The organism is Sutterella wadsworthensis 2_1_59BFAA (assembly GCF_000297775.1).
In the GTDB taxonomy this organism is placed as follows: Bacteria; Pseudomonadota; Gammaproteobacteria; order Burkholderiales; family Burkholderiaceae_F; genus Sutterella; species Sutterella wadsworthensis_A.
This window is the reverse complement of record NZ_JH815513.1, coordinates 151,803-173,279: the sequence shown is the minus strand read 5'-3', so window position 1 is coordinate 173,279 and position 21,477 is coordinate 151,803. Positions and strand designations below refer to the sequence as shown.

General features: G+C 61.0%; 16 protein-coding genes. 10 read left to right on the top strand and 6 right to left on the bottom strand.

The features are described from left to right. From HMPREF9465_RS00665 to bcsG, 6 genes are all read left to right on the top strand, one after another. Positions 1–228: IS256 family transposase (locus HMPREF9465_RS00665; protein ID WP_005433140.1), on the top strand; the 228-nt coding region annotated here is incomplete at its 5' end. Positions 229–496: 268 nt separating this feature from the next. Further along, positions 497–901, top strand: coding sequence for a toxin-antitoxin system YwqK family antitoxin (locus HMPREF9465_RS00660; RefSeq protein ID WP_147645189.1), 405 nt, complete (start codon positions 497–499; stop codon positions 899–901). Positions 902–1,354: 453 nt separating this feature from the next. After that, positions 1,355–3,922, top strand: coding sequence for a UDP-forming cellulose synthase catalytic subunit (gene bcsA, locus HMPREF9465_RS00655; protein WP_005433136.1), 2,568 nt, complete (start codon positions 1,355–1,357; stop codon positions 3,920–3,922). A 23-nt stretch (positions 3,923–3,945) separates the two neighbouring features. Further along, positions 3,946–6,168 carry a cellulose biosynthesis cyclic di-GMP-binding regulatory protein BcsB gene (locus HMPREF9465_RS00650; protein ID WP_005433134.1) on the top strand — a complete coding sequence of 741 codons (2,223 nt, stop codon included), beginning with the start codon at positions 3,946–3,948 and terminating at the stop codon, positions 6,166–6,168. Then, a complete protein-coding gene (gene bcsZ, locus HMPREF9465_RS00645) occupies positions 6,168–7,253 on the top strand; it encodes a cellulose synthase complex periplasmic endoglucanase BcsZ (RefSeq protein ID WP_005433132.1) in 1,086 nt (361 codons plus the stop codon). Before HMPREF9465_RS00650 ends, bcsZ begins: the two co-directional genes overlap by 1 nt. A 5-nt stretch (positions 7,254–7,258) precedes the next feature. Then, positions 7,259–8,878, top strand: a complete 1,620-nt coding sequence (gene bcsG, locus HMPREF9465_RS00640) for a cellulose biosynthesis protein BcsG (RefSeq protein ID WP_005433130.1) — start codon at positions 7,259–7,261, stop codon at positions 8,876–8,878. 151 nt (positions 8,879–9,029) lie between these two features. Here the strand turns inward: bcsG and HMPREF9465_RS00635 are convergent, their stop codons facing one another. The 5 genes from HMPREF9465_RS00635 to HMPREF9465_RS00620 form a co-directional block, all read right to left on the bottom strand. Then, positions 9,030–10,268, bottom strand: a complete 1,239-nt coding sequence (locus HMPREF9465_RS00635) for an ISL3 family transposase (RefSeq protein ID WP_038006019.1) — start codon at positions 10,266–10,268, stop codon at positions 9,030–9,032. 278 nt (positions 10,269–10,546) lie between these two features. Beyond that, positions 10,547–12,094, bottom strand: coding sequence for an ATP-dependent nuclease (locus HMPREF9465_RS12625; protein WP_005433125.1), 1,548 nt, complete (start codon positions 12,092–12,094; stop codon positions 10,547–10,549). Positions 12,095–12,784: 690 nt separating this feature from the next. Then, positions 12,785–13,636: a CDP-diacylglycerol--serine O-phosphatidyltransferase gene (gene pssA / locus HMPREF9465_RS00630; RefSeq protein ID WP_005433123.1), complete on the bottom strand. Its 852-nt coding sequence runs from the start codon at positions 13,634–13,636 to the stop codon at positions 12,785–12,787. A gap of 239 nt (positions 13,637–13,875) precedes the next feature. Continuing rightward, positions 13,876–14,556 carry a fumarylacetoacetate hydrolase family protein gene (locus HMPREF9465_RS00625; RefSeq protein WP_005433121.1) on the bottom strand — a complete coding sequence of 227 codons (681 nt, stop codon included), beginning with the start codon at positions 14,554–14,556 and terminating at the stop codon, positions 13,876–13,878. Positions 14,557–14,646: 90 nt separating this feature from the next. Next, positions 14,647–15,762: a lytic murein transglycosylase gene (locus tag HMPREF9465_RS00620; RefSeq protein WP_196793836.1), complete on the bottom strand. Its 1,116-nt coding sequence runs from the start codon at positions 15,760–15,762 to the stop codon at positions 14,647–14,649. Between the two features lie 306 nt (positions 15,763–16,068). Between HMPREF9465_RS00620 and HMPREF9465_RS00610 the strand changes: the two genes are divergently transcribed. Beyond that, the gene (locus HMPREF9465_RS00610) at positions 16,069–17,040 is read left to right on the top strand and encodes a histone deacetylase family protein (RefSeq protein WP_038006140.1); all 972 of its coding nucleotides are present in this window, start codon (positions 16,069–16,071) and stop codon (positions 17,038–17,040) included. A gap of 13 nt (positions 17,041–17,053) precedes the next feature. Next, complete coding sequence (locus HMPREF9465_RS00605) at positions 17,054–18,370, top strand: MFS transporter (protein WP_005433115.1); 1,317 nt, start codon at positions 17,054–17,056, stop codon at positions 18,368–18,370. Between the two features lie 389 nt (positions 18,371–18,759). On the opposite strand, the gene HMPREF9465_RS00600 is transcribed toward HMPREF9465_RS00605, so the two are convergent. Then, the gene (locus HMPREF9465_RS00600; protein WP_051008945.1) at positions 18,760–19,545 is read right to left on the bottom strand and encodes an outer membrane protein assembly factor BamD; all 786 of its coding nucleotides are present in this window, start codon (positions 19,543–19,545) and stop codon (positions 18,760–18,762) included. Positions 19,546–19,639: 94 nt separating this feature from the next. Here HMPREF9465_RS00600 and HMPREF9465_RS00595 point away from each other — a divergent pair, with 94 nt between their 5' ends. Together HMPREF9465_RS00595 and pgeF are read left to right on the top strand one after the other, a co-directional pair. After that, a complete protein-coding gene (locus HMPREF9465_RS00595) occupies positions 19,640–20,620 on the top strand; it encodes an RluA family pseudouridine synthase (protein WP_231289319.1) in 981 nt (326 codons plus the stop codon). A 31-nt stretch (positions 20,621–20,651) separates the two neighbouring features. Beyond that, a complete protein-coding gene (gene pgeF / locus HMPREF9465_RS00590; RefSeq protein WP_005433108.1) occupies positions 20,652–21,449 on the top strand; it encodes a peptidoglycan editing factor PgeF in 798 nt (265 codons plus the stop codon). The last annotated feature ends 28 nt before the right edge of the window (positions 21,450–21,477 follow it).

The following is a 21,477-nucleotide window of genomic DNA, read 5'->3' as shown; positions in this document are numbered from 1 at the left end:
CGTACGCTGATCTATACGACCAATGCGATTGAAGGGCTCAACCGTGCTATCAGGAAGGTGATCAAGACGCGCACTCTGTTCCCCAATGAGGACGCTGCCAAGAAGCTGATTTACCTGGCCATCATGAATTTCACGGCCTCCTGGAAGCGTGCTACGCCCAAGTGGGCTGCTGCCATGCCCCAGTTCGCTCTGCTGTTTGGTGAGCGCTTTACAGGTGCCATGGAGTAAGGAAGGGATATGATTAGACCTCTCGCGCTAACGCGCCAGCCGCTTCGCGGCGCGCGATAGCGGGGGCTAAGGAGGATCCTCCCGCGCTCCGCGCGGGCCCCTCCACCTTAGCCCCCGCTATCGCATCAGGTCTGGCATACTGCATCTCAAATACAAAGGGCAGCCTCGTTGGGCTGCCCCTGGAATAACCTCCCCAGACACAGAAATCCTGACACTCCCTGGTCCGTTTAAACTTTTTTCTGATGACGGTCAGCTTTTAGAAGAGGGGATGCTTAAAAACGGCCTACGTCATGGTCCTTTTACTGTCTATTTCCCGCAAACAGGTAAACCCGCCCGTCAAGGAACTTATAAGATGAATGAGTACGACGGTGAGTTGACTACATGGCGACCTGATGGCATGAAAGTCGTTCAGACTTACAAAAATGGTGTTGCCAATGGCTGGCAGAAAAACTACAACTCACAAGGGGCGTTGATGGGGGAAATAATGATGAAGAATGGTCGTGCGACGGGGGAATTTCGTGCCTATGATTCGCGTGGCAATATTGTTCAAGAGGGCACCCACGAAGACAATGTTGTAAGCACTGTCAAAGGCATGTCCTCACCAAGACCGGAGCCGAATGAGGTTTCGCCCAATGACAATGGCGGGATCATGATCAAAGAGGTGAATGAGTAGCTCACTAGCGGATAACCGTAATTAAGGTAAAAGCCTAGAATGTTGAGAGGAAAGCCTGGAGTCTTTCTCGGCTCCGTGTGAGGCAAGCTCTCAAATAATCCGTTTCTCGACTGGCGAGTGGGACGGTTTGGAGAGGCGTGCAGTGGGGCCGACTCGTGAAAGAAAATGTAAATGCTTCAATCGTTTGCAAGGACTTGCTGATTGCGGAAGTCGCAATCAGACAAGGTTGTTGGTCGAAAATGCCTCCAGAACAGAGCAAAAAATGGACGGCTTGAGTTCGAGGTGTACGAGTGTCTAGGAGGAGGGCGGCCGCACGACTGAGCGGTGTGTCAACTCCTTCTCGAAATCCCTTGTAGATCTGAGTAGAATCTAAAGATTTACCAAGGGCGGCTTCCGTCCCGGGCCCGGCGGGTGAGCCCCGCACGCCTCCGATCCCTTATCCGTCTTCAAGGAATGTTTCCGACTTCCATAAAGCACGCGCTCGAGAACATCGGCAGCCTGTACAAGAACTGGCGTGCCGCCGGCTCTGGCTGCATCGCCGCGTCGTTCAATATCGTCTGCCTCGGTCTTCTCTGGCTCATGGCGCCGCTTGAGTCGGAGCCACTCGCCTCGTTGCGCCGCAACAAGGCGTTCTTCTATCCTCAGGTCGACTTCAACGCTCCGAAGCTTTTCGATCCCCTGCGCATCTTCATCCAGACGGTCTTTCTCCTGGCTGTCCTTCCGCCGCGCGGTCACGGCCCGCGCCTCGTGCGCACGGTCGTCGACATCCTGCGCGCCGCTGGCGCCCTGATCAACCGCGCGGGCGATGCCTTCGGCGCTGCGGCCCTCAGGTGCGTGCGCGCCGTCGTCGACGACAGCGAGGAGAAAAAGCCGGGCGGCCGCAGGCTTCCCAGCTGGGTGCCCGTCGTCCTGCTTGTGCCGGGACTCGTCCTTGCCGCGCTCTGCATCACCCAGCCCTTCAACCTGCACGGCCAGATCGTCTTCCTTGCGCTCATGTTCGTCTCCATGATCGTGCTCATGCGCATCCGCGCACGGATCACGCTCATGCTGCTCTTCGTCATTTCGTTCGTTGTCTCTGGCCGCTACCTCTGGTGGCGCTGCACGTCGACCGTGAGCACGGGCAACGGGCTCGACCTCTTCTTCGGGGTCCTGCTTCTCGTGGCCGAGGTCTATGCGTTCTCCGTGATGGTGCTCGGCTACTTCCAGGTCTGCTGGGTGCTCGACCGCAAGCCTGCCGCGCTGCCCGCCGACCGCTCCGTCTGGCCCCACGTCGACATCTTCATCCCGACCTACAACGAGTCGCTCGACGTCATCAAGCCGACGGTCTACGCCGCGCTCAACATGGACTGGCCCGCCGACAAGCTCCACGTCTATGTGCTCGACGACGGCAGCCGCGACTTCATCCAGGCCTTTGCGGAGGCCGCAGGTGCGGGCTACATCAAGCGCGAAGAGCACAATCATGCCAAGGCGGGCAACATCAACCACGCGATGACCGTCACGAGCGGCGAGTACATCGTGATCTTCGACTGCGACCACGTCCCCTCGAACGACTTCCTCGTCTCGACGACGGGCTGGCTCGTCCGTGATCCGAAGATTGCACTCGTGCAGACGCCGCACCACTTTTACTCGCCCGATCCCTTCGAGAAGAACATGCATCTCGAGCGCGCCATGCCGATCGAGAACTCGCTCTTCCACGACTTCATCCAGAAGGGCAACGACACGTGGAACGCCACGATGTTCTGCGGTTCAAGCGCCGTCATGCGCCGCAAGGCTCTCGAGGAGATCGGCGGCATTGCGGTCGAGACCGTGACCGAAGACGCACACACGTCTCTCAAGCTCAACCGCAGGGGCTGGAACTCGGCCTTCATCTCGCGTCCGCTCGCTTCGGGCCTCTCCACGGAGACCCTTGCGGCCCACATCGGCCAGCGCATTCGCTGGGCGCGCGGCATGATCCAGATCTTCCGACTCGACAATCCGATGCTCGGCAAGGGCCTGACGCTTCCGCAGCGCCTGTGTTTCTTCAACGCGATGCTGCATTTCCTGCACGGCCTGCCGCGCATCATCTTCCTTCTGGCCCCGCTTCCCTACATGTATGCGGACATCTACGTGATCTACGCGACGGCGGCCTCCGTCTTCGCCTACGTGATCCCGCACATGGTGCACACGGCCGTGACGAACTCGATCCTGCAGAAGGGCTACCGCTATCCGTTCCTCGGCGGCGTGTACGAGGCCGTCCTCTCCTGGTACATCCTCATCCCGACCACGGTCGCGCTCATCTTCCCGCATTACGGCAAGTTCAACGTGACGGCCAAGGGCGGCACGATCGGCGAGAAGTACCTCGACTGGCACATCTCCTGGCCCTTCGTCGCGCTCATCGCGCTCAACGCCGTCGGACTGTTCATCGGCCTTGAGAAGGCCTTCTTCGATCCGGATCCGCAGTACGTGACGCTTGTCATCAACCTCGGCTGGATCGCCTACAACCTGATGGTGCTTGGCGCCGCCATGTCGGTCGCCGTCGAGGAGAAGGAGGCGCACCGCTTCCCGCGCGTCGGCCTCAACCTGCCGATCGTCCTTGAGACTGGAGACGGCATGCGCCACAACGTACGTACGGTCGAATACTCCCAGAAGGAGCTTCGCGTGCGCGCCCTCGACACGGCCTTCACCATGCCTGCGGCCGGCGAGCGCGTTGCATTCGAATTCGCCGAAGAGGCGGGCCCCGTCCGCTTCGAGGGCACCGTCATTGAAAACGGAGAGGGCTGGACGGACATCGCCGTCGACCTTCCCGACATGGCCTGCGAGCGTCGCTGGAACAGCGTGACGTTCTCCCGCCGCGGCATGTGGGCGATGAATCCCGAGGGCACGGTCGACGACCGCTTCCTCACGGGCTTCCTGATGCTCGGCCGCCATGCGCTCTACGGCTACCGCTCCATGATCGAATTCCTGCCCGGCCGGGTTCTGCCCGCCGTTCGGGACGCCGTCCTCTCCATGCTGCCGCGACAGCCGGTTGCAAGGAAGTCCTGATGGCAAACGCAAACTGAGAAGACATGAAGAATCCCACACTCATCGGAACCGCTGCCGCGTGCCTCATGGCCGCTGCGTTCGCCGCTCCCGCCTGGAGCGCGCCCTCTGACGGCATGAAGTCCGTCTCTCAGCTCCAGCCCGTCTGGCGCACAGACGTCACAGGCTCGCGTACCGAAGTCGTTCCCCTCATGAAGCTCGTGCCCGGCGGCAGTGCCGCGGCCGTCAAGCTTACAGGCCTCTCCCGTGTGCAGGCCTTCGACTTCGGCGTGCGCCGTGACGAGGTTGTCTCTGAGGCGACGCTCGACCTGAGCTTTACGCCTTCGCCCGCGCTCGCCCCGTCCGGCTCGCAGATCAACTTCTACCTCAACGGCCGCCTGCAGCGCTCGGTGCCCATCTCGGCCTCGATGGTGGGCAAACCCTCGCAGCTCACGCTCAAGCTTTCGCCCAAGGTGATCGAGTCCGTCAATCAGTTGACGGTCGAGTTCATCGGACACACGCCGTCGGTCTGTGAAAATCCGGCCGACGCCGCCATCTGGCTCGACATCGCGGCCGAAAGCCGCCTCACGCTCGTCAAGCAGCGCGTCAGGCTCGCCAACGATCTCGCGGCCTTCCCCGCGCCGTTCGTCGACACCGCCTCGAACGAGCCTTCCGTGCTGCCGATGGTCTTCACCTCGGCTCCGACCTCGATGGAAAAGCAGGCCGCCGCCGTGCTCGCGAGCATCGTCGGCCGCATGAGCGACTGGCGCGGTGCCGACTTCCCCGTCTTCTACAACGGCACGCCCGCCGAGGGCCACTTCGTCGTCTTCGCGACGAACGAGCGTCGTCCTGACTTCCTGCACGATCTGCCCAAGGCCGACGGTCCGATGGTGACCATCGCCGACGCGCCTGCCAGCCTCTCCGGCAAGATGCTCGTCATTCAGGGCCGCAACGACGAGGACCTCCTCGCTGCCGTGCGTGCGCTCGGCACCGACCGTCCCGTGATGGTGGGCGAGACCTTCCGCGTCAAGAAGGCCGAAGTGCCGCCCGTGCGCGAGGCCTATGACGCTCCGCGCTGGATCAACACCGACGCCGAGATTCCGTTCTCGAAGCTCATGCAGTATCCGGGGCAGCTTTCCGCCCGCGGTCACGTAATGGCCCCGGTGCAACTGCCCGTCAAGTTCGCACCCGACCTCTTCATGGTGGGCGACGCCGAGCTCGGCATGCAGATCCGCTACCGCTACGCCAAGCCGATGCCCGAGGAGACCGCCCAGCTGCGCACCTTCGTCAACGGCTACCTCGCCGACAGCGACACGCTCGCGGGCAGGGACGGCCGCGGTTCGCGCACCGTTCAGCTTCCTGCCTTCTACGGTGCCATCTCCGTCGATGATCCGATGGGCGCCACGCTCACCCATTCGACGAGCCTCGGCTTCTCCGTGAGCTACGAGCGCACGATTCAGGGCGGCTCCCAGGACAACTGCCGCTCCGTCTCGCTCATCGGCCATCAGATGGAGATCGAGCCCACGTCCACGCTGACGGTCAAGGGCCTCTTTCACCACGCCGAGCTTCCCAATCTGAAGCTCTTCACGCGTGCGGGCTATCCGTTCACGAAGTACGCCGACCTCTCGCAGACCGCAGTCTTCATTCCGCAGGACGCGAGCAGGAGCGAGCTCACGACGATGCTCAACACCATGGGCCGCATGTCCGCCATGACGGGCGCCCCCGCGATGCACGTGCACGTGACGGGCGACATGAACGATCCCGAGCTTGCCAAGCGTGACATTCTCGCCTTTGCGCGCTTCCCCGCCCCCGTGACCGACATCGACGTCGAGAATGCGGGCCGCATTCAGGAGAAGCTCGTTGAGGCCTTCAGGGCGAAGTCCCCCTCCGTGCAGAAGACGGCCGAAGGTGCCTATGACAACGGTATTGCCGCCATCGTCTCGGCAGAGTCCCCGCTCGCGGGCGGCCGCACGCTCGTGGCGCTCCTCTCCGAAGGCGCGTCCGGCGCCGCCCGTCTCAACGCCGAGCTCGTCAATCCTGCCGGCCTCGGCTCCGTGACCGGTTCCGTCGCCGTCGTCAACGCCGCCGGCGTGACGGGTTTTGACGTGGGCGAGCACTACACCGTCGGCAACCTGCCCTGGTACCACAAGGTCTGGATGACCGTCATCGACCGTCCGGGCGTCCTCGTTGCGGCCGCTCTGCTGAGCGCGCTCTTCGTGGGCTTCGGCATCTTCCTCTTCATGCGCTACTGGATCAGGAGCCGCTCGTAATGTTCAAGAAGATGATTATCTCCGCAGCGCTTGCCTGCGCCTTCTGCAGCGCTTCGTCCGCCATGGCCGCCTGGCCCGTCTGGGACGAGTTCCGCAATGACGCGCTCGACAACGGCCGCGTCGTCGACAAGAGCGATGACCGCAAGGTGACGACGAGCGAGGGCCAGTCCTATGCGATGTTCTTCGCGCTCGTCACCAACGATCAGGTGACCTTCGACGGCCTCGCCGCCTGGACCGCCGACAACCTCTCCGGGGGCGACCTCACGAAGACGCTTCCCGCCTGGCTCTGGGGCAGGGGACGCGGCGACAAGTGGGGCATTCTCGACACCAACAACGCCACCGACTCCGACATGTGGATCGCCTGGTGCTTCCTCGAGGCAGGTCGTCTCTGGAAGTCCGAGGAGTACACGAAGAAGGGCATGGCGATGCTCGAGCTCCTCAAGAAGGAGGTCCGCACCGTCGACAATCTGGGCAGCGTCGTGCTGCCGGGCCGCGTTGGCTTTGAGGACAACGGCACGGTCAAGCTCAATCCGAGCTACTACCCGCTCTTCCTCTTCAAGCGCTTCGCGCTCGAGGACGCCTACTGGAACGAGGTTTACGAGGGATCGCTTCGCATGTTGCTGAGGTCCTCCCCCGCGGGCATCGCCCCCGACTGGGCGCTCTTTGACAAGGGCGGCCGTCTAGTGCCGCCCAACGGCGACGACTACGAGATCGGCAGCTACAACGCCATCCGCACGTATCTGTGGGCGGGCATGATGTCGCCCGACGATCCCAACCGCGCGATCCTCATGAAGCACTTCAGCCCGATGGTCGAGGCGACGAGGGCGCTCAACATGCCGCCCGAGAAGATCCACACGGTCAATCTCACCGTCAACGACACGGGTCCCTTCGGCTTCGGCGCCTGCCTCATCCCGATGCTCGGAAACGACCGCACCGCGGGCCTCGTGCGCAGCGTGGTCGACTCCGAAAGGCTTTCGGGCGAGAGCTACTACTCGAGCATGCTCGCGCTCTACGGCCGAGGCTGGGATGAAGGCCGCTTCGCGTTCGACGCCGACGGCCGCCTGATCTTTCCGAAGGGACGATAAGACGCATGCAGACCAGAATTGAAAACGGCGCCGGCCCCCGCTTCACGGGGCTCGGCGTCTGGAACGTCTACTTCATCATTGCCTTTGCGCTTGCAGCCTTCGGCTACATCGAGCTCAACCTTCTGGGCAACGCGCTCCTGATGGCCTGGCTCCTGCTGCCCGTCGGCCCGAAGTGGCTGCGCATCCTGCGCGGTACGCTCGGCGTCGCCGCGGCTGCCGTGCTCCTCTATTCGGAGAGCTGGCTGCCGGGCGTCGACAGCATCCTCGCCAACAAGGGCGGCATCGCGGGCTTCTCGCTTCTCTACATGGCCGAGTTCGCGCTCGACTTCATCAACGTGAAGATGGTGGGCTGGGGCCTTCTCGTCTTCCTCGGCTATTTCCTCGTGCGCCGTTACGTGCGCGTGACGTTCTTCACGATCGTCTACTTCCTCGGCGCAGTGACGATGCCGTGGGTGCAGTCGATCCTGCCCGAACGCGCGCCCGTCGTGACGGCCGACGCAGGCGGTCAGACGAATGAGGCCGCCGCGCCCGCCAAGACGGGCAAGGCCGACGCCAAGGCCGTGGGTGAGTGGTACGACGCCTTCCTCGCCTACGAGCACGACCGACGCGCCCGCTTCCCGAACGGCCTTTCCGAGAAGGACACGCCGTTCGACATCCTGCTCCTGAGCATCTGCTCGGTCTCGAACGACGACCTCGCCGTCTCGCAGCTTGACCAGCATCCGCTCTTCAAGGAGTTCAACATCCGCTTTGACTCGTTCAACGCGGCGACGGCCTATTCGGGCCCGGCCCTGCTGCGCCTGCTCAACGGCGCCTGCGGGCAGCCGTCCCACAGCGAGCTCTACGGCGAGCGCCGTCCCGAGTGCGAGATCATGACGAGGCTCGGCACGCTCGGCTATTCGCAGCGCCTGCTGATGGACCACTCGGGCGAGTACGACAACTTCCTGCAGTCGATGCGCGACAAGGCGGGCGTCACCGCCACGCTTGACAACGCGAAGTACCCGACGCGCTACATGGGCTTTGACGACGAGGAAATCGCCGACAGCCTGGCCGTGCTGCGCCACTGGCAGCGCACGCAGGTGAAGTCGAAGGCGGGCCGCACGGCCACGCTCATCAACTTCATCGCGCTCCACGACGGCAACCGCCTGCCCGGCCGCGGCCGCGCCGAGCCCTTCAAGCCGCGTGCTCAGGAGATGTTCGACAACATCCGCACCTTCCTGCGCGAGCTTGAACGCTCCGGCCGCAAGACGATGGTCGTGATCGTGCCCGAACACGGCGCTGCCGTGAGGGGCGACAAGATCCAGGTCCCGCGCCTGCGCGACATCCCGACCATGCGCATTTCGCGCGTTCCGGTCATGGTCAAGTTCGTGGGCCTCAAGGGCATGCCCAACGAGCCCATCCACGTGACGGGCAACACGAGCTACCTGGCGCTCACGTCGCTCATCGGCAAGACGCTCGAGACCGACTACTTTTCCAAGGACGGCGGCACGGTTCCGCTCGAGCAGCTCGTCCATGATCTGCCGCAGACCAACCCCGTGAGCGAGAACGGCACCGTTCAGACGCTTGAATATCAGGGCCGCGAATACTTCCGCCAGAACGGCGGCGAGTGGAAGCCCTACGGCGGCTGATTTCCGAGACCGCAGACATGAATGACAAGGCCCGCGAACACCTGTGTGATCGCGGGCCTTACCCAATTGCGGCGTAAAGCTCCGTTCAGGGCGGAGATATAAGCCGCGTGTTTTTCGATGAACGCTAGTATCATATAGGCATGATTATGGTTCATCTCGGAAGTCCGTGGAACGCGGCCTTGACTTTTAAGAAAAAGTACTGATCGTCTCGGAAGCCATAAGCTCGTCGCTTAATTTGCTTGATTTTATTGTTGACACCTTCAAGCACAGAGGTGTTGATCTTAAAGTCCGCGGCTGCAATGATGCCCTGCACATAGCCCCTGAGGTTCTTGCCGAAATCTACCAAGGGCGTGATCCTGCTGTGAGTGGCTCGGTGAATCCAGTCCATAACCAAAGCAATTGCTTGTCCGCGCGTTCCCAAACTCCAGAGATGTCGAAGTTCGTCTCCCATGAGATAGCATTTGAGCAACGGCGTATTAAGTTTCGAAAGCTCCGCCAGTTTTGTATGCTCCTTCTCCGTGAGGTTTTCAGGGCGCTTGTACAAGAGGTACCGGGAGCTCTTCACGACTTTTCTTAACCAAGGCGCATGCCTGAGGGAATTGGCCGCGTCCACCCTGACTCTGTCGATCACCTTTCTGCCGAAGTTGGACAGGACATGGAACAAGTCGTAGACAACCACGCCGTTGGGACAGTTCTCTTTCACCTCAAGGTCGAAGGCAGAGTTTTGATCCATGGCAACAGCTCTTATCCCAGCTTTTTGCTCTGGCGTAAGTAAGTTAAAGAACTTTCGAAGCGTAGCTCTGGAGCGGCCACGATCAAGCCAAAGGACTTTCTTTGTATCAATGGAGTACACAACTGTGGCGTAACGATGCCCGCGATGAATGGCGAATTCATCCACGGCCAAGCGGCGAGAGTTATCCCAATGGAAATGTTCGTACAATCGCCGCAACCGGGCCTTGTCGATCTCTTTCACTGTATCCCTGGAAAGATTCGTTTCTTGAGCAGCGTAAGCCACCGTTTCTTCAAGCGTTCTGTGCTCAACGTGCTCGCGCAATAGCTCGGTATACCGCTTGAACGGCGCAAGCCATTCTACGGCTTCCATTGGATGCCCTTTGCAATGAAGGCAGTCCACTCGTCGCAATGTCACGTTGAGCTCAACAAAATACCCTAAAAGGGAGCGCTCCTTGATTCTTCTGGAAACATAGCCGTGAACGAGCGGTGCCTCATGGCGGCAGCGCGAACATATCGGCATTGATCCTTCGACAGGTCGCAAATCAAGAATTAGAGTCTTCCTGCCATCTACGGGCGAGACTTGAATCTTGAAGGAAGTGATCTGGAAGCCGGGCCATGGATCGAGAGATTTGAACAGTTGCTCTACAATATTGGTCATAGCGCTCATCCTTTTTTCGCGGTTCTTCGCTTGTAATTTGAATCTGCCTGAAATTTGGAGTGAGCGCTACTTTTTTTCTTGGAGGGAGCCGACCAGACTTTTTCTTAAAAGTCAAGGCCGCGTTCCACGGACTTCCGAGATGAACCCCTTTCTAAGTTGAGTCAAAAATGTGGTTCGCTTCTCACCTAGAAGCCAAAAATCTCGCGCCTGCTGGTTATACAACCGGCCGATCCGAGATTCTGGGTTTCCAACCTGGGGGAAGAATATCCACTTTGAAATTATGCTAGCTTGTATTCAGATTTGAGTCCTTGCAGTATTAAAATTAGATCTTGTGTTGATTCTCTAATGTGCGTATTAATTACAGCATTTGGAGCGGGTGATGTTTTCGTATTTTCTGGGTGGTGGATTGCGTTTCTAACGGCTAGGTAAATTGTACGTCTATTTTCTTCGGGTTTCCCTGATCCGTTTTTGGCCCAAATCTCTGTATTTGGTTCATGGCCAATATAATTTATGGCATGGTTTTTAAACCATTGATCTAGGGAAAGTTCCAAAACTTTGAAGCTATTTCTTTCTTTAAATTCAATGTATTCGTCTTTGTGGTCTCTTAAAATAGCTTCAATTGCGCCGTAGAGTTCATTATGAAATTCTACAGTTGGAATTTTGTAAGCAAACCATGAAATTTCTCCCCATGATGGACTCCAACTGAACAGATGTGAGAATTGTTTGATCTGTGATATCTCTCGTGCGTTTTCAATTTTTTCGCAGAGGATTACGTTTGCGTCCTTAATTTCGTGTGAATGCAGAAATATTGGGGAGTGAGTGGCTAGAAAAACCTGATGATGCTTGGATATTTCAACTAACGTGCTAAGCAATTTCGATTGAGCTCTTGGATGTATGCAAATTTCTGGCTCATCAAGAATGAAAGCGTAGGGTTTGGGAATTTCATTTTTAGGCCGTTCCTCTTGAATATCAGCCCAAACCTTCAGTAATGCAAATGCTACTGATCTCTGCATGCCTTGTCCGTGATTTGTCATCTTGAGATCATTGCCGGTAGTGTCAATATTCAAGTTAATCGATTTAAAGATACTGTTAATTTCAGGTGTTTGGAATTTGAATGATACCTTACCTTCGCCAAACATGTTGCAAATTTCATTGCTGACGTTGGTTGCGATTGATGACATTTGTCTTTTGAGGCTAGATTCTTCGCCATTGAAGCATTTGTCAAAAACTTCTACAAATTCCGAAAATTCAGGGGATTGGTGTGCTTCTTTAAATATGTCCTCGAGCAGGCCTTTTGTAAGTGAGTTAGGTGAATAGCTTGCTAGCTTTTCAGGATCATCGGAGGCACTTATTTCAAATAAATTGAAACAACTTTTTAAAAGACTATCAATGCCTGTAGGATTATGCCCTTCACTGTTGAAGGAATCATCCTTGTTTAAGGCATATAGGTATTTTTTGTTTGATATTGTTCTGCGCAGGCGAATAGTATTTTGATTAGTTAGATCGATCGTTGTTGGTACGTGTTTTTTATTCGGAATGTGAGTTGATAATACTTCCGAGATGTTGTCAGATTCGAAGGTAGCGATGACGCCACCATCTTCCTTATTTCCAACAGATTGTGTAAGAATAGGATCAGTACCAGAGCCGTCATATAGGAACCTGATGGCGCTAAAAATGGTGCTCTTACCGCCATTATTTTCACCGACTAATATGTTAAGTCCACTGCCAGGTGTTACACCATCAGGACCGTGGAAAGTTATCGGAGGATTTTGTCCTGCAAAGCCTTTAAAGTTGATGAGTTGTAGTTTTGTTAGGTAAAGACTCATACCGTGTCCTTCTTCTCGATTAAACGTTGCTGGCGTTTGTGAGTTAATACAGCGAAAAGAAGCCCTTCAACTAGCGAGAGAAACTATACTTTCATGAGGCGGTTGCCTTTCATGATGTCGTATAGTTAAAAGCATGATATCGAGCCTCGCTGTGTTTTACGCTTACATGATACACGTAAAGGTAAATGTATGAGCCGCTTTCCTCGTTTGCCTCATACTCAGGTCGTCAGTCTCGACAGGGTAAAAGGGAGGCTTCGTGGAGACCTTGTGGGTAGCGCCGATGAAATCCGCGCCAACGAGCGCTGGCACAGTACAAGGCGAAACGGATTCAGGTGTGAGGAGGCTGGCCTAACGGGAGGGACTCTCTGAGGAGTCAAGGCCTGGAGCGTATAGAGGAGGACATGACTGCGTTCGAGCATATGCCGCGTGCGGGCTTGAGAGCGACCGGTTTGGTCTGTGCGAAATGTTGATTTCAGTGAGTTGGCGACGAGTACTGAATGCCATTGTTCGCCGTTTGATAGGACTGCGGCTGGATTGAAAAGTTTCCGTTGAGTCCAATTGCCGTTAACGACTACGGAAAGTGTCGCTTATAAGCGAAAGCCATTGCGTAGAAAAACGGATGACGGGCACGAAAAACGACGTCGCTTTCAGGGCGACGTCGTTTGGATGGGGTCGGGTGAGTGTCCGAGGTCAGTGCTGCGTGTCCTCGTGCTCCTCGGCCTCGGCTGCGAGTGCGGCGGCGATGTCGGCCTGGATCGGGTTCGGACGGCCGGTCCACCAGCAGTAGAAGCCGTAGGCGAAGCCCGAGAGGGCGTAGATGCAGAAGAGGACGAAGACGGAGAGCGAGGTGTTGCTTGAGATCACGATGAAGAGGAGTGCGAACACCACGACGAACCAGAACGGGATCGTGCGCACGACGGCGTAGCTCTTGCCGGAGAAGAAGGGCGCGTTGGAGACCATCGTGAGGCCGGCGTAGAGCGTGACGACGGCGGCGATTTCACTCTGGTACGGCAGGAGCCATTCGGGGAGCTTGCCCTCGACGCCGAGCCAGACGAAGCCGCAGACGAGCGCGGCGGCGGCCGGAGAGGGAAGGCCCTGGAAGTAGTTCTTGCTCACGACGCCCACGTTGCAGTTGAAGCGGGCGAGGCGGAGGATGGCGCACAGGCAGTAGATGAAGGCGATGGCCCAGCCGAGCTTGCCGAGCCCCTTGAGGGTGTATTCGTAGACGATGAGGCCGGGGGCGACGCCGAAGCTGACGGCGTCGGCGAGGGAGTCCATCTGGACGCCGAATTCGGACTGGGTGTGCGTGAGTCGGGCGACGCGGCCGTCCATGCCGTCGAAGAGCATGGAGAAGAAGACCGCGATCGCGGCGGCGTAGAAGTCGCCGTTCATGGCGGCGATGATGCCGTAGAAGGCTGAGAAGAGCGCGGCAGCGGTGAATGCGTTCGGAAGAACGTAGATGCTCTTGCTTTTGACCGTGCTGAGGCGGCGCTGGCTGATCGAGGCCAGGCTTTCGCGATGGTAGGCGTTGTTGTTGCTCATCTCTTTTGTGATTCGTTCGGTTCGTTGAATGACGCGGGGACGTGGCACTCCCTGCGTCTGCGCAACGGCGCGAAGGCCGTGGCGGCGGTTCCTTTTTTGAAGCGGAACGCCCGTTTCTCAGGGCGTCTCGCGGTCAATCCATGATCTTAGCAACTTTTGACTGCTTGATCCATGACGCAAAAGGGTGGCGCGTCCGCGGACGCGCCACCCAAACGTAAGTGAACGTTTCCGTTTCGGCGTCAGATGATGTCGACCTTGATGGAGCCGACGCCGTTGACGCCGCCCTCAAGGTGGTCGCCCGGGAACACTTTGTCGGCGCCGCCGCAGGTGCCCGTGAAGATCATGTCGCCGGGCTGGAGCTCCCAGAATCTGGAGAGCTCGACGATCGTCTCAAGGGGCTGGACGATCAGGTTGGACGTGCAGCCGCCCTGGCGCTTCTGGTTGTTGACGTAGAGCCAGAGGTCGGCGGGGGCGGGCATCGGGCAGCGGTAGGCGGGGCGCACGTGGCTCACGGGCGCGGCGCGCTCGAAGGACTTGGCGCGCGCGAAGTCGGTGGCGCCCGACGGCAGCTTCTGGTCGCCGAGCGTGAAGTCGATGCCGACGCACCAGCCCCAGACGGCCTCGGCCGCCTGTTCGAGCGTGAGGTTGCGGCCGCCCTTGCCGAGGCAGGCGACGAGCTCGATCTCGTGCTTGAGCACCTGACTCTGCGGCGGCATCGGGATTCGGGCGCATTCGCCGTCGGCCACGGGGACCACCGTGTAGCAGTCCTTCATGAAGTAGAAGGGCGTGTCTTTCGTCGCGGCGCCCGGTTCGGCGTAGTTCCTGGCGATGCCGAAGACGCGGCGGATCGGGAAGTAGGAGTAGGTTTCGTCCTGAACGGGCACGACGGCCTGCTGGGGCGGGGCAAAGACAAAAGACATGAAGGGCCTCCGGAAAGGAGATGGAAAAATCATCGAGGGAAATATAGCAAATGCTTCGCCTCGGGCGCGAGCGGGTGCGCGCAGGAGGCGTCAGGGCTCGTCGATGCCCGCGATGCGGTTGGCGAGCATGGCGACGGCGGCCGCATAGAAGTAGCTGCGGTTGTAACGCAGGACCGAGGAGAAGTTGCGGGTGCCGATGTACCACTTCGTGGTGCGCCGGCCCTTTTCGTCGAGCTGCGGCAGGTCGACGAGTAGGACGGGCTCGTCGTCGAGGAGCGGGAAGTGCTCTCCCGTGTCGACGCCCGCCTTGCGCAGTCCCTCGACGGTGGCGTGTGCGGCGATGCCGCCCGAGCCCGTCGCGTCGAAGATCTCGGCGTCGGCCCTGACGGGGTAGAGGAGTCCGCGGCCCGCGACCCAGCCGTGGGCTGTGAGGAATCTGGCGACGGAGGCGATGGCGTCGGGTTCGCTCTCGACCATGTCGATCCTGCCGTCCTTGTCGCCGTCGGCGCCCCAGCGGTCGAGCGAGCTCGGCATGAACTGACCGTAGCCGATGGCGCCCGCGAAGCTACCGAGCACGGTGACGGGCTGGACTTCCTGACGCCAGCAGAACTCGAGGAAGTGCGCGAGCTCCTCCTTGAAGAAGGCGGCGCGGCGCGTGTAGTCGAAGGAGAGCGTCATCAGGCTGTCGAGCACGCGGTAGCGGCCCATGTTGCGGCCGTAGAAGGTCTCGACGCCGATGACGGCGGTGATGACGTAGCGGGAGACGCCGCTCTTCATTTCAATTTCGTCGAAGATGGCGGCGTTGCGCTCGATGAACTCGCGCCCGCGCAGGATGCGTTCCTGCGTGAGGAAGCCGCGTGCGTAGGCGAGGTAGTTCCTGAAGGGCGACTTGACGACGTCGGAGCCGGGCTTTCTGATGCCGGGCTTGGGCGTCATCAGGCGCTCGGCCGTTTCCGAGTAGCGGGCGACGGCCACCTCGTCCTTGAGCCACTCGAGCGGAATTCCGTGCTTTTCCGAGATCTGGCCCAGAAATTCGACGACGTCGGGCCGGGCGAGATAGCAGGATGCGGAGGGCGAGACGGTCGACTGGGGCGCCTTCGCCGTATTGGCGGGCGCATCCGCGGCGAGCGCGCAGGCGCAGGCCGCCATGCAGGCGGCGCAGGCGGTCGCGTAGATCGTCATGCGGAGTCGGGATCGTGTCGTCATGAAGGTTGTGCGGTGGATGGGTGACCTGAGGCATTGTAGCAAGGCTCGCCCGACGGGCCTCACCGGCGCGGGGCCGTGTTTCAGGATGGCACAAATTGACGGCGGGATGCCTGCGGGAGAGGCGTCGCACGTGCAGTGCGCCTCGGAGGCGTCGAAGCTGCGGGGCCCGTTCCCGAGCGGTCTCTTTTTCGGGTGGGCCGCCTGTGGTACGCTTTCCGTCATGGGGCGCCTCCCTCAGGCCCGCGCGGACTGCGCGGGCGGGCAGCCCGCATGAACGCCGCCAATAACAAGAACAGGCCATTGCAGATGATCAATCAAACGGACGTTCGCCCGCTCACGGGCTACTTCACGCACGACCGCATCGCCGTGCCCAACCCGCTTCCCGAGGCCCCCGAGCGCCCCGAGAGGCTCGACGTCATCGAGCGCAACATGCTCGCCCTCGGGATGGACGCCCTCGTCAGGGTTCACTATGCGAAGCCCGCGCCGATTGAGTCCGTGATCCTCGCGCACGACCTCGAGTACGTCAGGCGCCTCGAGGCCGCTTCGGCGGGCGATCCCGCCGCGCTTGCGACCTTCGACGCGCCCGACACGCGCGTCGGTCCCGACACCTTCGACGCCGCAATGAAGAGTGCGGGCGCGGTGGTCGAGGCGGTCGACGAGCTCTATGCGGGCCGCATCAAGAACGCCTTCTGCGGCGTGCGCCCGCCGGGACACCATGCGGCGCGCGCCGAGGCTCGCGGCTTCTGCTACCTCAACAACGTGGCGATCGGCGCCTACTGGGCGATGCGCCGCCACGGCGCGAGACGCGTCGCGATCGTCGACTTTGACGCGCACCACGGAGACGGCACCGAGGAGATCGTCGCGAACCATCCCGACATCCGCTTCATGTCGCTTTTCCAGTGGCCGCTCTATCCGCACCGCATGATGGAGCCCACGCCCAAGAACGTCGTCGTCAGTCCCGTTGCCGCAGGCGCCGACGGCGCGGTCTTCACCGACATCCTCGAGAACGTCTGGCTGCCGCAGCTCGAGGCCTTCAGGCCCGACATCATCTTCGTCTCGGCGGGCTTCGACGCCCACGTCGAGGAGCAGATGGCACAGCTCAAGGTGAAGGAGCTCGACTACGCGCGCATCACGCGCAGGCTGCTCGATGCGGCCGACGTCCTCTGCGAGGGGCGTCTCGTGAGCGTGCTCGAGGGCGGTTACGCCGTCAGAAGCCTTGCGCGAAGCGTGATGGCGCATCTCAACATGCTGGTCATGCGCGGACGAACCGCGCGATAAGGAGGAGAACCACATGCCGTTTTTCTCCCGGTCCGCTCTCAAGGACGGCGTCGCGATGCGCGAGGTCTGGTCCTGGGCCGCATTCGACTTTGCCAATTCGGGCTACACGACCGTGGTGCTCACGGCCGTCTTCAACGCCTACTTCGTGAGCGTGGTGGCGGGCGACGCCCCCTCGGCGACGTTCCTCTGGACCGTCGTCATCGCGGTGAGCAATGCGGTGAGCATGCTGCTGATGCCCGTCATCGGCACGGTGGCCGACGCGACCGCCACGAAGAAGCGCTGGCTCGCCGTCGCGACCTTCATGGCCGTGGGCGGCACGCTCGGCCTCATGTTCGCGGGACCGGGCACGATCGTCTGGGCCTCCCTCATGATCATCGTGAGCAACGTCGCCTACAACGTGGGCGAGTCCCTCAACTCGGCCTTCCTGCCCGAGCTCGCCCGTGAGGACGCCGTGGGCAAGGTTTCGGGCTGGGGCTGGAGCTTCGGCTACTGCGGCGGCATCCTTACGCTCGGCCTCTGTCTGGGCGTGGTGCTCGGCGGCGAGAAGCTCGGCTACGGGATGGACCAGACCGTGGCGGGCACGATGGCCGTGACGGCCTTCGTCTTCGCGGCCGCCGCGCTTCCGATCTTCCTCTTCCTCAAGGAGAGGAGCGTGCCGCGTCTTGATGCTGCGGACCGCGAGGCCGTCAGGAGCGCCGCCTCGGAGAGCTTTGCGGAGCTGCGCCGCACGCTCGGCTCGCTCGGCGACTTCCGCGACTTTGCCTGGCTTTCCGTCTGCGGGTTCCTCTATCAGTGCGGCGTCTCCGTCGTCATCACGCTCTCGGCCGTCTATGCCGCCGCCGTCATGGGGTTCAAGACCGAGGACACGCTCCTCATGGTCTTCCTCGTGAACATCACGGCCGCCGTCGGCGCCTTCGCCTTCGGCTACGTGCAGGACCGCATCGGCCACAAGCTCGCGCTCGCGGGCACGCTCTGCGTCTGGATCGCGATGATCGCCGTCGCCGCCTTCTCGACCGAGCGCTGGCAGTTCTGGGTCGCCGCCAATCTCGCGGGCCTCGCCATGGGCTCGTCCCAGTCCGCAGGCCGAGCCATGGTCGCGGTCTTCGCGCCGAGCTCGCGCCTGGCCGAGTTCTACAGCTTCTGGAACATGGCGCTGTGGCTTGCTGCCATCGTCGGCCCGCTTTCCTACGGCGCCATCACCTGGATCACCGGCAACGACCACAGGATGGCCATCCTCTTCACGGGCCTCTTCTTCGTGCTCTCCCTTCTGGCGCTCGCGCCTGTGAGCATGAAGCGCGGCGCCGAGGTGGCCGCAAGGCTCTCAAAGTAGGACGCCCGCAGCAGGGCGCTCACAGCAGGGTGCCTTCTGCACGAGAGCAGGATAAAAACAGGGCCGGATGCGCGTTGCACGCATCCGGCCCTTCTCAGACCCCCAACAGCGTGCGGGTGGAGATTGCCCCGCTTTGCGGGAAGGCGCTTGGTTCCTTTCCTCGCCGTCCGCTCCGGACGACCCCCGTTGTCCTTGGATGGAGGCGGCGGCGTTTCGCTGTCGTTGAATGTATTGTGCATGAATTGAGAATGGTTCTCAATATCGTTTGTGGAATTTTTCGAGGAGATTGTCCTTGACTTGATCCTGATCAAGAAAAGGAGGGTGGTAAACAAAAAAAGGAGACCTCCTTCAGGAAGCCTCCTCTTTGCGAGCGGAAATCAGAGCCCGACTCAGCGGCGGACCTTGACGGTCTTGCCCTTGTTGAGCTCGAGGACCCTGCGCGTGTCGGCGGCGAGGTCGTGCATTTCAAGCTTGTCGTAGGAGTTCGCGATGATCTCAAGAGCGTCGTCGCGCATGGGCGTGTTCTGGAATTCGCTCACGACTCGCTGCGCGTGCTGGATGGCCGCGACATAAGCGTGTCGAACGTAGTAGTATTCTGCAACTCCAAGTTCATGCTTTGCCTGAGCCAGCACGAGCTGGTGCATGCGGCGGCGCGCTTCGGGCGCGTAGCGGCTGTCGGGGAAGCGCAGGGCGAGCTCCTTGAGGATGTCGAAGGCTTCTTGGGCGGCATTGGCGTCGCGCTCGGCAAGGTCCTGCGCGGCGAGCTTCGCGAACCAGCCGTCGTTTTCATTGAGGGTCGCAAGCGCCTTCAGGTACATGACGTAGTCGCTGTTGGCGTGGTTCGGATAGGCCTGCAGGAAGCGGTCCGCACCCTGAACGGCCTGGGCGGCGTCGCCGTCCTTCCAGTTCGCGTAGATCAGCTCGATCTGGGCCTGCTGTGCATAGGTTCCAAACGGATAGCGAGCCTCGAGCTTGGTGTAATAGTCTTTTGCATCGGTCCAGTTGCTCTCTTCAAGAGCGGCTCGGGCCTCGGTATACAATTTGTCGGCCGACCAGTCCGCCGTCGGATCCTTGTCGAGGGATTCGAGCCAGGAGCAGGAGGCGGTCGCCAGCGTGATGGCCGTCACGGCCATCAGCCTCGCGGCGAGGCGCTTATTAGGAAACTTGAAATTCATGACAAGCAGTTGCGAAAATTCTGAACTTTCGGATTATAACGACCTCCCCGATGCCGGGAACGGCGCCGATGATGACACTTTACCAAGTTTCACGGTGGAAGGGTTCTGGGGAGAACGCCTTGACAAGGTTCTCGCCACCCTGATGCCCGATGTTTCCCGAGCTCGTCTGCAGAAGCTCATCGAGGAGGGAAGCGTCGAGGTGAACGGCGAGGTCGTCCAGAAGGTGCGCCAGAAGGTCACCGAGGGCGACGAGATCTCGCTGCTCGAGGAGCCCCATCTTGACGAGGCGCTCGCCTTCACGCCCGAGGAGGACGTGGAGTTCGACGTGGTCTACGAGGACGATGCGATCGTCGTCGTCAACAAGCCCGCCGGTCTCGTCGTGCATCCGGGCGCGGGCAACCCCTGCGGCACGCTGCTCAACGGCCTGCTGTGGCGCTATCCCGAGCTCCGCGAGGTGCCCCGTGCGGGCATCGTCCACCGCCTCGACCGCGACACGACCGGCCTCATGGTCGTCGCCCGCACGCTTGCCGCCCAGACGAACCTCGTGCGCCAGCTTCAGGAGCGCACCGTCAAGCGCGAGTACTGGGCCTTCACGCTCGGCTCCGCCGCGCCCGACTTCGTCGTCGAGACGCCGATCGGCCGCGATCCGCGCAGCCGCACCCGCTTCAAGTGCTTCCCCGGCAGCACGGGCGTGCGCGCCAAGCCGGCACGCACTCGTGCCCGCTGCGTGGGCTGGAGCTCCATCGAGGGCCTGCCCGTCTCCTGGGTCGCCTGCCGCCTCGACACGGGCCGCACGCACCAGATCCGCGTCCACCTCACGAGCGAGGACCTGCCGCTCATCGGCGACCAGGTCTACCGCGGCCGCGCGCCCGGCCTCACGGTCAAGGTCGAGAACGAGCTCGACTTCCACCGCCAGGCGCTGCATGCCTCCCGCCTCGGCCTCGACCATCCGGTCACGGGCGAGTACATGGAGTGGTTCGTGCCGCCCGAGGACGACATGATCGATCTGATGGACGAACTCGGCTTCGGCCCCTGGAACGTCCCGGTCAGGGTCTTTGAGAACGAACGCCTCTGAAGCAGGCACCACAAGATATAGGAGGAAGGTCATGGAACTGACGAAACCCGGACTCGACATTCTGCAGCCCGCCTGGAAGGACCGCGCCCCGGCTTCGGTCGACGCGCTCTTCACGTGCCGCGACGGCGGCGTCTCGAGCGGCGCCTACGGCAACGCCGAAGGCATCATGGGCCTCAACGTCGCCCCGCATACGGGCGACTTCGGCGCCTGTGTGCGCATGAACCGCTCCATCGTCGCGCAGCTCGTGCCGTCCGATCCCGTGTGGCTCAGGCAGGTGCACGGCACCGAGGTCGTCGACGCCGACACGGCCGAAGGCGAACCCGAGGCCGATGCCTCCGTCTCCACGAAGCCGGGCGTCGTCTGCACGATCATGACCGCCGACTGCCTGCCCGTGCTCCTCGCCAACCGTGAGGGCACGGTCGTCGCCGCCGTCCATGCGGGCTGGAAGAGCCTTGCCGCCGGCATCATCGGGAAGACGATCCGCGTCATGCGCGAACGCGCCCCCGAAAGCACGGGTTTCGTCGCCTGGCTCGCCCCGCGCATTGGTCCCGAGGCCTTCGAGGTCGGCCCGGACGTTCGCGAGGCGATGCTCGCCGGTCTCCCCGAAGCCGACCGCGCCTTCACGCAGGGCGAAGGCGACCGCCTGATGTGCGACCTCGCCTTGCTCGCAAAAATGGCGCTCGCCGCCGAGGGCGTCTCCGAGGACGACGTCTTCGACTGCGGCCTCTCCACCTATTCGCATCCGCGCCGCTTCTACAGCTTCCGCCGTGACGGCGAGAAGTCCGGCCGCCACGCCGCGATGATCTGGATCAAGCCCGAAGAGGCCTGATCTCCCGGTCCCGCCGAACAACCGCTTT